The organism is Lachnospiraceae bacterium oral taxon 096 (genome assembly GCA_018141845.1).
Lineage (GTDB): Bacteria > Bacillota > Clostridia > Lachnospirales > Lachnospiraceae > F0428.
Genome location: CP073340.1, coordinates 1,399,331 through 1,414,474, shown reverse-complemented (window position 1 = coordinate 1,414,474; position 15,144 = coordinate 1,399,331). Strand labels below are relative to the sequence as shown.

Below are 15,144 nucleotides of genomic sequence, written 5' to 3'. Positions count from 1 at the left end.
TCCTCTTCTTATTCTCTTTCTTACGATAATATCATTCGGTCCGACAGTCCTTCTTCTGTTGTCGAATACAAATTCATAATATCCTGCACTCCCATCTTCTTTCTCTCTTCTCCTGAAAGAATGGTCAAGATACTTCCCTTGTTCATCACCAATGTCTTATTGCCATATTCAAGTGCATTGGGAATATTGTGGGTAATCATCAAGGTCGTAATGTGATTTTTCTCCACAATCTCTCTTGTAATTTCCATAATTTGATGGCTGGTCTTTGGATCAAGGGCTGCCGTATGCTCATCAAGAAGCAATAACTCAGGGGTTTCAAGCGTTGCCATTAAAAGGGTAAGGGCCTGACGCTGTCCACCAGATAGTAATCCCACTTCACTAGTCAATCTTGTCTCTAGTCCAAGTCCAAGTTTTTTACAAACTTCTTTAAAGTAGACTCTATCGGATTTTCTCACCCCAAAACCCAAACGCATTCGCTTTCCTCGACTAAATGCCAATCCCAAATTTTCCTCAATTGTCATATGAGGTGCTGTTCCCTTTAATGGATCCTGATACAATCTTCCAATGTATCTTGCCCTCTTATATTCCTTTTCATAGGTGATGTCACGACCATTGTTATAAATTCTTCCGCTGTCGACATCAATATTTCCCGCAATAGAATTGAGCAATGTACTCTTTCCTGCACCATTGCTCCCAATCACGGTTACAAAATCCCCATCTTCAAGCTTTAGAGATAAGTCACAGAGTGCATGCTTTTCATTGACTGTGTCCTTATTAAATATGACATTTAAATCCTTAATTTCTAGCATGACGCTTTCTCCTTTTCTCTATATATGGCTTGATTAGTGGAATACTAATGGCTCCAACCACAATGATGGCTGCAAATAACTTTAAATTACTTGCTGGCAACCCAAGCTGGAAGGCAATAGCCAAAATCAAGCGATAGATCACTGCTCCCACAGCCACGGCAATTAAGTGGCGAAGCATTCCTCTTTTTCCAACAGCTGTCTCCCCAATAATAATACTAGCCAGACCAAGAACCAACATTCCTGTTCCCACACCAACATTTCCTGATTTATTGTACTGTGCATAGATTGCACCAGAAAGAGCCACAATCATATTACAAAGGGCAAATCCAAAAATCTTCATCACATCTGTATTGATACTGGAGCTGCGCACCATCGCTTCATTATCTCCTGTTGCACGCAGAGAAAGTCCTGGCTGTGTCTTTAAAAATACATCAAGAATGACAATCAACACTACAACAACTACAATCAACACAACTAATTTCCCGATGTCCACACCACCAGCAAAAATCTTTCCTTCAATAAAGGAAAACATCGTCTTTTCCCCACTGACAAAGGCAATACTCGGACTTCCTCTCATAATCATTAAGTTAATTGAATACAGCCCCGTCATCGTCAAAATTCCTGCCAAAATTTCATGAACCTTTAACTTGGTGTGAAATATTCCCGTCACCACACCAGCCAGCAATCCACCAATGGTTCCCATCAATATGCCAATCAACGGATGTCCTGCTACTGTCCAAACACAGCTATAGGCAAGACCTGTAACAAAACTGCCATCTACGGTAAGATCTGGCAAATTTAAAATTCGAAAGGCAATGAAGAGACCAAGAGCCAATATGGCATAGATGCACCCTTGCTCCAGATTGCCAAATAATGTTGTTAATGCCATAATCTCCTCTTATTGCTGTTTCTTTGTTGTCAGTTCCTTATACTTTGGACTATTCTTAATTTCATCTGGAATAGTGATGCCTAAAGCTTTTGCCGTATCTGCATTGACATAAGTGAACAAGTCATCCTTAAATACCTTTACAGGAATGTCCTTGACATTCTTTCCTTTTAGCACCTCATCAACCATCTTGGCCGTTTCTTTTCCAAGATCTTCATAGTCAATACCTACAGTAGCAAATCCACCGTCCATTACCATCGAATCTGCACCCACATACACTGGTTTTTTTGCCTTTACTGATTCTTGTGCAAGTACCGGCATTGCAGAAGCTACGGTGTTGTCATTGGCCACAAAAATAGCATCTACCTTAGGAAATAGTGTTGATGCTGCCGTCTGAAGTTCTGCACTGGTCGAAATGCTTGCTGTTTCAATCGTCAAACCATTTTTCTTTGCAAAATCCTCAAGTAACTTTAAATTATGTACAGAATTATCCTCACCTGGATTATAGATATAACCAAACTTCTTTGCCTGTGGTGAAATCTTCATCGCAAGTTCCATAATCTTGTCAATTTGTACAGCATCGGAAGTACCTGTCATTCCCTTATCCGGTGCATCCATATTTGTGAGTACCCCTGCTCCAATCGGATCCGTCACCGCTGAAAATACAACCGGTGTTGTCTTTGCAAGTTCCATAGCCCCCTGAGCTACTGGTGTCGCAATAGTAACTAACACATCCTGCTTATTTCCTGCAAAATTTTGCATAATACTTGTAATATTGCTCATGTCGCCCTGTGCATTCTTGTAATCAATCTTACAATTGACACCGTCCTCATAACCAAGCTCTTTTAGTTCCTTCATCATGGCATCATTGATAATATTTAATGATGTGTGCTCCATCAATTGCACAACACCAATTTTTTTCATATCCTTACTTGCTGTTTGAGTCTGTGCTGCACTTGATCCTGCTGAAGTTGTCTCCTGCTTTGCTGATGGCACACATCCAGCCAAAAGAGCCATCATAGCCACCGCACCAATTACTGTTTTTAATCCTCTTCTCATATCTTTTCTCCTTAACTAAAAAGCCTGCCCCTTGCCTAGAAAGGACAGGCCAAATTCTTTTATTTCTTCTATTTCTCGTATCCAGGTTTGCCAAGTAATTTAAACATATTCTTCTTGTAGAACTCTACACCTGGCTGATCAAATGGATTGATATTATTCAAATATCCACTGATTGCCACTGCAAACTCAAAGAAGTAGAACAGCTCACCGAGATAGAACTCATTTTGCTCTGGAATATGTACCATCAAGTTTGGCACTCCGCCTTCTGTATGTGCAGCTATTGTTCCCTGCATTGCACACTTATTGACATAGTCAAGCTCCTTGTTCGCAATGTAGTTGAGACCATCTAAGTCGTTCTCCTCTGCCTCAAGCACAATGGTTGTTCTTGACTTTTCAATATTCAGTACAGTCTCAAACTTCATGCTCAATCCATCCTGAATATATTGACCCATAGAATGTAGATCTGTAGTTAAATCTACAGATGCTGGGAAGATACCTCTTTGATCCTTACCCTCACTCTCGCCAAAGAGCTGTTTCCACCACTCGGCAATATAGTGCATACTTGGCTCATAATTTGCCAAAATCTCAATATTTTTGCCCTTTCTGTAGAAAACATTTCTTGCTGCTGCATACAACAAAGAAGCATTCTCCTCATATGCAGTGTTCATTGCAAGCTCTCTTCCCTTTGCAGCACCTTCCATCAACTGATCAATGTCTGCACCACTGACCGCAATTGGCAACAAGCCCACAGCGGTGAGTACGGAAAATCTTCCACCAACATCATCTGGAATCACAAAGCACTCATATCCTTTTTCATCGGACATCGTCTTTAGTGCTCCCCTTGCCTTATCTGTTGTAGAATAGATTCTCTTTGCAGCCTCTGCCTCGCCATACTTCTGTACTAAGAGCTTTCTAAAAATGCGGAATGCAATCGCAGACTCTGTGGTTGTTCCTGATTTTGAAATGACATTAATAGAAAAATCCTTATCTCCCATTACATCGATCACATCCTGAAGGTAATTGCTGCTCATGCTATTGCCTACATAGTAAATCTGTGGTGTCTTTCTGTCGTCCTTCTCCATCTCATTGTAAAATCCATGGCGAAGATACTCAATGGCTGCTCTTGCTCCGAGATAGGATCCACCAATACCAATGACAATCAAAACATCGGAATCTGACTGAATCTTTTTAGCTGCTGCCTTAATCCTTTCAAACTCGTCCTTGTCATAGTTAACTGGAAGGTCAATCCATCCCTGAAAGTCACTTCCCTCGCCTTGTCCAGAGAGTAATCTGTCCTTTGCATTCATTACTGCAAATTTCATGCTCTCCATTTCTCTTTGTGACAGAAACTTTTCTGCCTTTGTGTAATCAAATCGAATATTATTTGACATATAAACCTCCCAAAAGATAATCTTTTTCTTACCACTTAACTATAGCAACTTTTTAACTACAATACAATATATTTAGGAAGACCATTTTCATATTCACAAAATATTTCTCCCTGAACCAGTGGAAGTAAATAGTCAACCATCTCCTGAGTTACACCATTGTGTGCGGCATTCATCCACTCCCTTGGCACTTTCTTTTCCCGATTGGCCACCTCGCAAATGTCTGTCACTGTGTACTCGACTTTATATTCCTTACCTGGAACCCTCTGTAAAGAAGACATCTTTCCACTCATACCTTCAAGAACAAGTTTTGTTGCATGCTCACCAAGCTTTTTTGATTCTTCAATATCGGTAGCACTCAAAATATGTGCCGCACATCTTTGCAATAAATTGACCTCAATCGAACGAACTTTGCAACCAATCTGACTTCGCACATATTCCTCTAATATTTTTCCTGCACCTCCCGCTTGTGCATGACCAAAGGCATCCAATCTTCCTTCGTTTTTTCCAAGATTAAATAAATATTCTCCGCTCTCATCGTGCAAACCTTCACTGATAGAAACAATGACCTGTTTATTCTTTGCCAAGGCCTGGCGAAGATCAAGTTCAAATTTTTCAAGTGAAAAATCACTTTCTTCAAGGTAAATCAAATACGGCACCTGTCCGCTCTGATTTTGTGCCAATACCGCACTGGCTGCCAACCAACCTGCATTTCTTCCCATCAATTCAATAATCAGCACCGATTCTAAATCATAGACAATCAACTCTCGCTCTAGCTCTGCAAAAATAGTCGCAATATACTTTGCTGACGAGCCAAAACCTGGACAATGGTCAATTCCACACAAATCATTGTCAATGGTCTTTGGTGCACCAATGACCTTAATGTCTTCAATGTGATGTTCCCTCAAATACTTATCCAGCTGATATACCGTATCCATCGAATCATTTCCACCAATATAGACAAAATATGCAATATCATTTCGATGAAATACTTCGACAATCTTTTCAAATTCCTCTATATTTTTAGAATTCAACTTATACCGACAAGAACCCAGTGCACTTGCTGGTGTCTTTGAAAGAAGAGAAACAAACTCCTCATCCTTGGCCTTCTGTGTCAAATCAATAAAATTCTCCTTAAATACACCCTCAATGCCATTTCTTGCTCCCAGTACTCGAAGGCCTGCCTTGGCAGCCTGCTCAATGACTCCCGATAGTGTTGCATTAATTGCACTTGTTGGTCCACCTGACTGTCCTACCAATAAAGTTTTCATTTTTTTCTCCCTCACACGCTCTTTACAAAAATTCCATTGACCTCAACATTGTCATCCACCACAATCACAAGGCATTTTTTCCCGTCAATCACCTTCGTACTAATCAACTGCATATGCTCTGCATCTGCCTTAATGGCAATACCTGGACGCTTAATCTCAAATTTCTTGCGATCAACCACATTTTCTGCCAGAACTTCAATGTCTGCCTCTTCATTTTTTTCATACGCCACAATCGCTTCTTCACTGGCACCACTATCTGACATAATCTTTACCATATCCTGCTTTGTGAGCACTAAGGGATTCGGATCACTTGCATTTTGCTCAATTCTTTCCACAATCTTTTCGTGCACAGTTGAAATCACTTCGTAATCACAATCCTCTCCCAAGGCCGTTTGCATCAAATTTTGAATGGTCTCCTTCTGCTCAATGGCTGGCATCGGACAACCTGCCCCAAACATTTCCTCAACAAAAGCTTCCTTTAAGCTCTCTGGCTTTCTAGAAAAATAGAGTACCGAATGAAGATCTGTTGAGCGATCGTTAAAAGATGGGAACAAAAATCCAGTCATAGGCGCCTCAACAACCCAGTCTCTCACACGATTTTCCATCCTTCCCACTTCTTCGTGGTATGAAAGAGATGCCTTTGACAATTTTACTGGACAAATCGAACACAAAATCGCATGAAAAACTTCTTCTGAGGCATCTTCCATCTTGATTTTATCACTGCCCTTTCCTGGAACATCATAGCGAAGATCAATAAGGATAATGTAGTAATTTTCTGGATAGTCATAACAGGCAATAACCTTATGATAGAATTCTTCTAAGAGTGTATCATCGTCTAAATCGCTGTCTCTCAACTTCAAAAGAAATGCCTGAGCTCCACCCTCTTTTTCTGCATCGAGTGGAAAATCAATGTTAACAAGCTGTTTTCCTAAATTTCCAGACAATGTCTTTCTAAAAATTTCCTCATACTTAAAGCTATCCTCGTCTTCCAAGCGATAAAATGCTTCCTTAGAGATCAATTTGATATTCTTTTCTGCATCCACATAGCAACCACAAAGCTTTGTAATCACACTTTCACTCTTTGACAATTGCTTCTTGATTTCCAATACCTCTGTCTTAATCATACCTTTCCTCTCTATTTACATTGATACAACAATGCATTCACAATGGCCGCTGCCACATTGCTGCCGCCCTTTCGCTTGTCGGCAACAATCATTGGCACATCTAGTTTTTTTATTAAATTCTTTGACTCAACCACATTCACAAATCCCACTGGTGCTCCAATCACAAGAGCAGGTCGCAACTCTCCATTTTGAATCAACTCATACAATCGAATCAGAGCTGTCGGTGCATTGCCAATAGCAAAAATTACGGGGCTTTCCTTGGCAAGTCTTGCTCCCTCTTCCATACAAACACTCGCCCTTGTCACCTGTCTTTCTCTTGCTAATTTCGCAATTTTCTCATCGCCAATGAAGCAATGTACACTTGCCCCAAATTCACTGGCCACCTTCTTATTGATTCCCGAGGCCGCCATCGTTGTATCTGTAATAATACAGGCACCATGTGAAATTGCTTGCATCCCTGACTCCACAGCATGATTTTTAAAGATCATATTGTCTTCATAGTCAAAATCAGCACTTGTATGAATACAGCGCTTTACCACTTTTAATTCTTTTTCTGTATAAAAGGCCAATCGTTCTGGTTTCATAGAGGCTGTGATAATCTCCATACTTCTTTCCTCTATTTTTTCTGGTGCAACAACTTCAATTTCCTCTAACATCTAAACTCCTATCCTAAAATTTGATAAATCTTTTTCATATCCAAGGAATTCCTTAGCAAATCCGCCAAACGATTATACTGTTCTTCCTTATAATTTTCTTCCTCAAAATCCATCGTCTTTGCCTGTGGATTTAAATTGACAGCCAGTAACCTTGCCAATTTTGGTGTATCAAAAATGCCATGTAAATAGCTTCCAAATACAGTTTTCTCTTTATTTGACAAACCGTCACAGCGGCCATCTTCCAATTGAATCCACTCCCTACAACCACCAAGATTTTTTGTCCTGCCCATATGAATTTCATAGCCTTGAACTTTTTCTATCCCCTGAAATAGTGGCAATGTGTCAATAATCTTCCCTGTAATCTGTGTCCTTGTCTTTTGATTTTTAAATATAGTCTCGCTATCTAATAGTCCAAGTCCTCGCATCACACCTCCGCTTTCGACTTGATCTGGATCATACAGCCACTGTCCCAGCATTTGAAAACCACCACAAATTCCCATAACCGGCACTTTTCTTTGATGTAATCGAAAGATTTCTTCCTCCATCCTTTTTTGCCTCAACCACAAAAGATCTTCCATCGTATTCTTTGTCCCTGGCAAAATCAAAAAATCTGGATTGTTCACTTCTTCTGCCCTTTGCACATAGCGAAGACTAATCCCTGGCACTCGCTCTAAGACATTAAAATCGGTAAAATTAGAGATATGAGGAAACAAAATCACTGCCACATCCACACCATCCCCTGCTCTTGTCCTTTGCAATCGGGTGGATAAAGAATCTTCATCATCAATATCAATTTCTTCCATGGGAATGCAACCAATCACTGGCTTTTTTAACAGTTCTTCTATCATGGCTAGGCCTGGAAGAAGAATATTTTTATCCCCTCTAAATTTATTAATAATCAATCCCCGAATTCTCTCTTGCTCACTTTGCTCAAGCAACTTGACGGTTCCATACAACGAAGCAAATACACCGCCTCGGTCAATATCTCCCACCAATAGTACTGGGGCATCGACCATCCTTGCCAAACCCATATTGACAAGATCATCTTGCTTTAAATTGATTTCTGCTGGGGAGCCAGCCCCTTCAATCACAATAATATCATTCTCTCTTGCCAAACTCTCATAGGCCTTTAGAATATACGGAATAAACTGCTTTTTCTTGGCATAGTAGTCCATTGCCCTCATATTGCCAAATACCTTGCCACCGACAATCACTTGACTTCCCATAGAGCTGGTTGGCTTTAGTAATATGGGATTCATTCGCACATCTGGGGCAATACCTGCGGCCTCTGCCTGCATCACCTGAGCACGCCCCATTTCCAATCCATCTGCTGTAATATAGGAATTTAATGCCATATTCTGTGACTTAAAAGGAGCAACCTTGTAGCCATCCTGAGCAAATATCCGACATAGCCCAGCCGTCACAAAGCTCTTCCCTGAATTAGACATTGTTCCCTGAATCATGATTGTTTTTGCCATATTTCCTCTATTGCTCCAATTAATTTTTGATTTTCTCTAGGAAGACGCACAGCAATGCGAAACCACCCCGCCCCTAAACCACGATAATTGCTACAATTTCGAATCAAAATATTCTTTTCTTGCAATTTTTTATCTAGAAGAGAATCCTTGCTATAAAATAACAAAAAATTGGCTGTCGATGGAATGACATCAAAACCAAAATTTTGTAATTCCTGAAATAAATACTCCTTTTGCTTATGTATTTCTTCCAGATTTAAGTAGTTTCCTACTTCTTCCAACGCAACCTCCCCAGCCTTGACTGCCAAATGATTGACACTCCATTCTGGTGTCACCGCCTCTATACGCTCGGCCAAATGTGCATTTTTACAAATAGCATAGCCAAGACGTAATCCTGGAATAGCATAATATTTTGTAAAAGAACCAAGAATAACAAGATTTTTACTTAAACTTTCTGTCATAGAATAGCGTCTTCCTTCCAAGACAAACTCCAAAAAGCATTCATCAAGGACAAAAATGACTTCTTTCTGTTCACACCTTTTTACAATTTTATCTAGCAACTTGGCATCTACTCGCTTACCTGTTGGATTGTTGGGATTACATAAAATAAAGACATCGATGTTGTGATCGATCTGTGCTAAGATATCTTCCTTCACTTGAAAGTCTCCATCCATCTCATAGTACGATATCTTTGAGCCTTCCACAGCCTGCACGGCCCTTTCATATTCTAAAAAGGAAGGCACAGGTAAAAGAGCATACACAGGTTTTCCCATCGCCTGTATACAATGGTAGAGCATTGCCGCAGCCCCATTGGCAAGGAAAACCTCCTGTGGCTGAACCTTCACCTTTTTTGCAATATCCTCCCTCAACCTCTGATAGCGAACATCTGGGTAATGCACCAGATGCGTTATTTCCTCCTGCAAGGCACGAACTATGGTCGGATGAATTCCATAGGGATTAATATTTGCTGAAAAATCGAGCACTTCCCCCACATCTATTTTTTTTTCTCTGGCAAAGGCAAGGGCATCTCCCCCATGAATCATGACTTTGCCTCCCGGTATTCATGAGAAAAATGTTTGTCATAGAGTTTTGAAAGGGCATATTGATCGCCCAAAAATCTTCCCACCACAATCAGCCCTGTCTTTGTGATGTTTGCCTTTCTGACAAGCTCGGCAATATTTCCTAAATTTCCTTGAATAATCTTTTCCTCAGGCCAACTTGCCTTATAGACTAAGGCAATTGGCGTATCCACTGGATAGGAAGTCTGTAATTGTTCTACCAATTCTTCTATGCGATTTGCCGACAAAAATATTACCATGGTCGCCTGATGCTTGGCAAAAGCCTCGATACTCTCTTTCTCTGGCATAGGCGTTCTTCCTTCCATTCTTGTCAAAATAATGCTCTGAGTCACCTCAGGAAGCGTATATTCTTTCTTTAGTGCCGCAGCAGCAGCCACAAAGGAACTTACCCCAGGAATTACACAAAATTCAATTCCCTCTCGCTCTAAGGCATCCATTTGCTCTCTGTGAGCACCAAAAATTGCCGGATCCCCTGTATGCACTCGGGCCGTCATTAAATTCTTTTTTTCCGCCTCTTTCATCACCTCAATCACTTCTTCTAAGTGCATAGTCGCCGAATTGTATACCTTTGCTCCACTTTTTCTATCTTTCAATACCTCTCTGTTGACTAGAGAACCAGCGTAGATAATGACATCTGCACTGTCAATAATCTTTTTTCCCTTAATTGTCAATAATTCTGGATCTCCTGGACCCGCACCAATAAAATAAACCATTTTCCTCCCACTTAGCAAATTGCCAACAACTTGTTTCTTCTAAAAGATATACCATAAAATCCCATAAATCCCACATAGAAACACTATGCCATAGAGTGTGCTCTTGCTGATTAACACATTGACTCTTTGTATATCCCTTTCTTCCACCGCTCTCATCGCATCACCAATATAGGGCTTTTCATATTTTTTCCCAAAATAATAGGCATCACCGGCCAATTGAATCCCCAGTGCTCCGGCCACTGCCGATTCTGTCTGTGCAGAATTTGGACTGGCGTGACAAAAGCGATCCCTTTGAAAAATTTTCCAGGCATCTTTTATAGAATAAGATGGAAAGGATGCCAACACAATCAGCAATCCTGCAATTCTTGATGGAATAAAATTGGCCAAATCATCTAATTTTGCTGCTGCATAACCGATGGAAGAATATTTTTTATCCTTGTAGCCAATCATGGAATCCATTGTATTAATTACCTTGTAGACATAGCCAAGTACTGGACCTCCAATAATCACATAAAACATCGGAGCAAAAATCCCATCAGAGAAATTCTCAGCCACTGTCTCCACCGTTGCCTTAATAATTCCCTCCTTACTCAGTTCCATCGTATCTCTGCCTACAATTCTTCCCACGGCTTTTCTTGCACCTTCCAGCCCTTCATTTTTTAATGCATAAAATACACGCATACTTTCCCTTACTAGTCCATGCCATGCAAAAAGCTGAGAAATCAATAGAGCACTGCAAATTTTATTGACTTTTCCTGGCAATAATTGCAAGGCAAAAAATACAATATCTGAAAGAGCAATCGTCGCAGTGAGCATCCAAAAGACCAGCACAAAGCCATAGATTTTTAATTTTTTTTCATCTTCACCTGACAACTTCCTATATTTTTTTTCCAATCTTTGAATTCCCTTCCCCATCAAAACAACAGAATGAGGTAACCATACTGGATCTCCAATCAATAGATCAATCAAAATTGCAAACAAAAACACTCTGATTCCAATCATCTTATACCGCCAATGCAACAATAATTGCAATAATCAATTCACAAAGCTCCAAAAAATATCCCGCTAAATCTCCTGTAACTCCACCAAACTCATCATGTGAGGACAGACGATAATACAAAAATACAACAAATCCTGCTGCTGCAACCACAATCCCCATACTGTGACTGATATAAATCATTCCCAGCACACAGATAAGGACAAACAATACTAAAATTGTTCGAGTTACACATATTTCTGCTGCATCCGAAAAAGTCATGGCCAAGCCCTCTCCTCTTGCATTTTTAAAGCAAGCGAGAGAAAGTGCACTGTAAGCTCGAATCATCACAAAAGCTACATCCATCAAAAGCACCTGCTTTACATTGTCAAATTGAACTAAGGCTGCAGTATACACAATGGAAAACATGATAGCTCCGATAACAGCTCCACTGCCTACATGGCTGTCCTTCAGAACAGCCAATTTAAATCTTCGGTCTTGATGAGAGGCCTTGGCATCGAGCACATCCATAAATCCATCCATATGAATCCCCCCAGTATAGAGCAATGGAATGATAAATAGCCCCGCTCCTTTCAATAGTGGTGCCATCTTAAAGATCATCGCCGCTTTCCAAAACATCAAAAAGAAAATCCCCTCCAACACACCAACCAGTGGAAACAATGCCAATACATATTTCATGTTCTCTTTTTCCCACTTCACAAAAGGCATAGGCACTTTCGAATACATTGCAAATGCAATCAACAATGACTTGATCATAGTTTCTCCTTCACTATTTTTGCAATTCCAAAAATCACCTCGATCACTTGCTGTGATTCCTTGATCAGCCAATCGTGTAATTCCTCCATTGCTAAAATATACTCCTCTACTTCCTTGCTATAGCTCTTTTCATCATCAAAGATATCATTTCCCACAATGACCAATTCCTTACATTCTGAAGCCAACATAAAAATCTCTGATTGAATCTTTTCTACAGCAAGTAATCTATCTGTCATTATACCATCTTTTTGAAACATTGTATTCGCCAAAAAATTGGACATACATTCTAACAATACAATTTCACTCGATTTGACCATCCCTGTTCTTGGTCTTTGACATTCCACAGTGCGAAATTTTTTTCCCTCTCGCATCTTCCTGTGCTTTTTTACTCGTTTTCTTCCTTCCTCTCCATAGACTTGCATCAATGCAAGGTACACTCTTTCCTTTCCCAGTCGACAAACATAATCTTCCGCATAGGCCGATTTTCCACTTGCTATTGCTCCATAAATGTAGATCACAATATCTCCTCTTCATAATCTCGATATTCTTCTACTTGAATATCCTCAAATGTTCGATTTTCATTGTATACACTCATTGCCATATCAAGGAGACCAAAAAGCATTGCCGCTCCTGTTCCTTCTCCAAGACAAAATCTTCCGTCCAAAACAGGACAAAGCCCTAAATTCTCTACCAGAAGCTTTGCCGCAGGCTCTGCACTCATATGAGAGCCCAAAACATATTGAAGCGACTTTTCACTGATTTTTTTTGCCACAAACACAGCCACAAGAGAAATGAAGCCATCACAGACAATAGGAATTTTTTCACTCGCACAGCCAAGCACTAACCCCGCCATAGCTGCAATATCCAAACCACCAAGCTTTTTTAATACATCAAAAATATCTTCTTTATTCGGCTTTCTGCTTTCAATTCCCTTGGCAATCACCTGCTTTTTTCTCTCCAAGCCATCTTTAGACAAACCTGCCCCTTTGCCTGTCACCACTTCGACAGGTAAATCCAAAAGAACACTTGTCAGTGCTGCACTCGTCGTTGTATTACCAATGCCCATCTCTCCCATTCCAAGGAGGGTATAGCCCTTCTTTTTGCATTCTCTGGCCATTTCTATTCCAACCATAATGGCTCTGTACATCTGATCCTGTGTCATTGCATCTTTCTTAAGGAAATTTTCTGTTCCTTTCATCACTTTCTTGTCCACTACTTTAGACTCAAAAATCTCTCCCACCACCCCAACATCCACAGGAATAACATCGGCCTGTGCACAAGTTGCAATGCGATTGACACTGGCAATGCCCTTAGCAAAATTATTGGTGACAATGGCTGTCACACTCTGGTCTGTCTGCGTCACCCCCTCACACACGATACCATTGTCTGCACACATCACCACTACAGCCTTTTTCTTGATGTTGATATCTTCTTTCCCTAAGATAGCAGCAATCTGTATCACTTGATCTTCTAAAATCCCAAGACCATGAAGTGGCTTTGCAATCTTATCCCAATGTCTCTTGGCTGCCTTGCCCATCTGATCATCAAGATCTGTGATTTGGATATGAAGAATTTCTTCTCTGGCTAGCTTTCCAGCATATACTTCCATTGCTCTAACTAAATTCTTTGCCATCACCTCATTGCTTCTCAAGTAAATGTGAGGATAGCCCGCATGCAAATGTTCATTCATATGGATGCACTCCCACGATTTTGAACCATTTGCCTTGGTTGCCAAACCATCTCTTCCTGCGTCCGTTGCATCCCAATAATGAAATTCATGGGATCGCATCTTCTGCCCCTTCTTTAAGAGCAGACCATCCTTCTTTGCCTCAACCTCAATATAGCCAAAGCGAACTAATTTATCTGTGCGAAAACTCTCGCCACGAATTGCTCCAATCATTGTCTGTCTCTTGCCACGGATATCTTCCATCTGCTCAAGTAAACTCATAAAGCCACCGCACTCACCAATGACGGGCATCCCTTTTTCGACCTTTCCCTTTATCTCTTTCATCAATTTTTGGTTGATCTGATCTGCATAAATTTCAGGATAGCCACCACTCAACCAAAGCCCTAAAATTCCTTCAGGAAGTTGACTGTCTTCTAGCATAGAGAAAAAAATAGGCTCGATGTTGTGTTCGTGTAATACGGACATATTGTCGATGTAGTGAAAGCAATAGGCATCATCTTTTGCAAATCCAAGCTTAAATTTCCCTTCTTTTTTTGCCTTTTTGAAGATATCTTCGCCCTCTTTTTCCTTGACATATTGAAGAATTTTGTCCATCTCAACTGTCTCTTCCAAGCGATGGGCAACAGTCTCTGCCAATCGAAGTACAGATTCTTTTTGTGGTGTATACAATCCTAAATGCCTTGACATCAATGTAAAATTTTCATCCTCTGGCAAATAGCCTATCACTTTCTTTCCTGTCACTCTCTCCAGCTCATCTCTACGAACAGGGTAGTCCCTTTCATTGCAGCGATTGATGATCAAATATCGAATTTGTTTATCCTCTCCATATTTTTCAATATAATCTCTCACCTCTTGGGGTTCTTGATCCTCCACTAAAAGAATCACCTTGGCATCAATACTCTCAGCCACCACAGCTGCCGATCCCCTTTTTCCCTGACCATAAATCCCATCAAAATAGCCCATTGCCCCCTCTACAATGGCAATCTGTGTGCCCGAAGAATAAGTGACAAAGTGTTCCAATATCGGATTTACGCCATCTTTAGGCTCAAGAAAATAGGGATCTAAGTTAATAGACATTCTGTCACTAACCATGCTATGGTACATTGGATCAATGTAATCTGGTCCTGTCTTAAAGGCACTCGCCACAATATTGTTTCTCCTCAGATAATCATGCAGCCCAAATGTGAAGGTTGTCTTTCCGCTCCCAGACTTCATTGCCGAAATCAAAATTGCATTGACCATCT

At 40.5% G+C, this 15,144-nt stretch carries 14 protein-coding genes; all 14 read right to left on the bottom strand.

Going from position 1 to position 15,144, the window contains the following annotated elements; translation table 11 throughout:
* Positions 1-20: 20 nt before the first annotated feature.
* Positions 21-809 carry an ATP-binding cassette domain-containing protein gene (locus tag J5A74_07055; GenBank protein ID QUI95152.1) on the bottom strand — a complete coding sequence of 263 codons (789 nt, stop codon included), beginning with the start codon at positions 807-809 and terminating at the stop codon, positions 21-23.
* On the bottom strand, positions 796-1,698 hold the full coding sequence (locus J5A74_07050; protein QUI95151.1) for an ABC transporter permease: 903 nt from the start codon (positions 1,696-1,698) through the stop codon (positions 796-798). The genes J5A74_07055 and J5A74_07050 overlap by 14 nt, the downstream gene beginning before the upstream one ends.
* A gap of 9 nt (positions 1,699-1,707) precedes the next feature.
* Positions 1,708-2,754, bottom strand: coding sequence for an ABC transporter substrate-binding protein (locus J5A74_07045; GenBank protein QUI95150.1), 1,047 nt, complete (start codon positions 2,752-2,754; stop codon positions 1,708-1,710).
* Positions 2,755-2,822: 68 nt separating this feature from the next.
* On the bottom strand, positions 2,823-4,145 hold the full coding sequence (locus J5A74_07040; GenBank protein ID QUI95149.1) for a glucose-6-phosphate isomerase: 1,323 nt from the start codon (positions 4,143-4,145) through the stop codon (positions 2,823-2,825).
* 56 nt (positions 4,146-4,201) lie between these two features.
* Complete coding sequence (locus tag J5A74_07035) at positions 4,202-5,413, bottom strand: 6-phosphofructokinase (GenBank protein ID QUI95148.1); 1,212 nt, start codon at positions 5,411-5,413, stop codon at positions 4,202-4,204.
* Between the two features lie 11 nt (positions 5,414-5,424).
* Positions 5,425-6,537 (bottom strand): DUF4317 domain-containing protein, encoded by a 1,113-nt coding sequence (locus J5A74_07030; protein ID QUI95147.1) that lies wholly within the window; start codon positions 6,535-6,537, stop codon positions 5,425-5,427.
* 11 nt (positions 6,538-6,548) lie between these two features.
* Entirely contained in the window at positions 6,549-7,193 is a 645-nt protein-coding gene (locus tag J5A74_07025) for a precorrin-8X methylmutase (GenBank protein QUI95146.1), read from the bottom strand.
* 8 nt (positions 7,194-7,201) lie between these two features.
* Positions 7,202-8,671 (bottom strand): cobyric acid synthase, encoded by a 1,470-nt coding sequence (locus J5A74_07020; protein ID QUI95145.1) that lies wholly within the window; start codon positions 8,669-8,671, stop codon positions 7,202-7,204.
* Positions 8,653-9,711: an aminotransferase class I/II-fold pyridoxal phosphate-dependent enzyme gene (locus J5A74_07015; protein QUI95144.1), complete on the bottom strand. Its 1,059-nt coding sequence runs from the start codon at positions 9,709-9,711 to the stop codon at positions 8,653-8,655. Before J5A74_07015 ends, J5A74_07020 begins: the two co-directional genes overlap by 19 nt.
* Positions 9,708-10,460, bottom strand: a complete 753-nt coding sequence (gene cobM, locus J5A74_07010; GenBank protein QUI95143.1) for a precorrin-4 C(11)-methyltransferase — start codon at positions 10,458-10,460, stop codon at positions 9,708-9,710. The genes J5A74_07015 and cobM overlap by 4 nt, the downstream gene beginning before the upstream one ends.
* A 39-nt stretch (positions 10,461-10,499) precedes the next feature.
* On the bottom strand, positions 10,500-11,462 hold the full coding sequence (cobD, locus tag J5A74_07005) for a cobalamin biosynthesis protein CobD (GenBank protein QUI95142.1): 963 nt from the start codon (positions 11,460-11,462) through the stop codon (positions 10,500-10,502).
* 1 nt (position 11,463) lies between these two features.
* Entirely contained in the window at positions 11,464-12,213 is a 750-nt protein-coding gene (locus J5A74_07000) for an adenosylcobinamide-GDP ribazoletransferase (protein ID QUI95141.1), read from the bottom strand.
* Positions 12,210-12,731, bottom strand: coding sequence for a bifunctional adenosylcobinamide kinase/adenosylcobinamide-phosphate guanylyltransferase (locus J5A74_06995; GenBank protein QUI95140.1), 522 nt, complete (start codon positions 12,729-12,731; stop codon positions 12,210-12,212). The genes J5A74_07000 and J5A74_06995 overlap by 4 nt, the downstream gene beginning before the upstream one ends.
* A complete protein-coding gene (cobT, locus tag J5A74_06990) occupies positions 12,728-15,142 on the bottom strand; it encodes a nicotinate-nucleotide--dimethylbenzimidazole phosphoribosyltransferase (protein QUI95139.1) in 2,415 nt (804 codons plus the stop codon). Before cobT ends, J5A74_06995 begins: the two co-directional genes overlap by 4 nt.
* Positions 15,143-15,144: the final 2 nt, after the last annotated feature.

Bases quoted from the DNA above. Each gene is read 5' to 3' on its own strand.
- cobD (QUI95142.1), bottom strand. From the start codon at position 11,462: ATGATTGGAATCAGAGTGTTTTTGTTTGCAATTTTGATTGATCTATTG.
- J5A74_07050 (QUI95151.1), bottom strand. From the start codon at position 1,698: ATGGCATTAACAACATTATTTGGCAATCTGGAGCAAGGGTGCATCTAT.
- J5A74_07035 (QUI95148.1), bottom strand. From the start codon at position 5,413: ATGAAAACTTTATTGGTAGGACAGTCAGGTGGACCAACAAGTGCAATT.
- J5A74_07025 (QUI95146.1), bottom strand. From the start codon at position 7,193: ATGTTAGAGGAAATTGAAGTTGTTGCACCAGAAAAAATAGAGGAAAGA.
- J5A74_07015 (QUI95144.1), bottom strand. From the start codon at position 9,711: ATGATTCATGGGGGAGATGCCCTTGCCTTTGCCAGAGAAAAAAAAATA.
- cobM (QUI95143.1), bottom strand. From the start codon at position 10,460: ATGGTTTATTTTATTGGTGCGGGTCCAGGAGATCCAGAATTATTGACA.
- J5A74_07020 (QUI95145.1), bottom strand. From the start codon at position 8,671: ATGGCAAAAACAATCATGATTCAGGGAACAATGTCTAATTCAGGGAAG.
- J5A74_07000 (QUI95141.1), bottom strand. From the start codon at position 12,213: ATGATCAAGTCATTGTTGATTGCATTTGCAATGTATTCGAAAGTGCCT.
- J5A74_07040 (QUI95149.1), bottom strand. From the start codon at position 4,145: ATGTCAAATAATATTCGATTTGATTACACAAAGGCAGAAAAGTTTCTG.
- J5A74_07030 (QUI95147.1), bottom strand. From the start codon at position 6,537: ATGATTAAGACAGAGGTATTGGAAATCAAGAAGCAATTGTCAAAGAGT.
- J5A74_07045 (QUI95150.1), bottom strand. From the start codon at position 2,754: ATGAGAAGAGGATTAAAAACAGTAATTGGTGCGGTGGCTATGATGGCT.
- J5A74_07055 (QUI95152.1), bottom strand. From the start codon at position 809: ATGCTAGAAATTAAGGATTTAAATGTCATATTTAATAAGGACACAGTC.
- cobT (QUI95139.1), bottom strand. From the start codon at position 15,142: ATGGTCAATGCAATTTTGATTTCGGCAATGAAGTCTGGGAGCGGAAAG.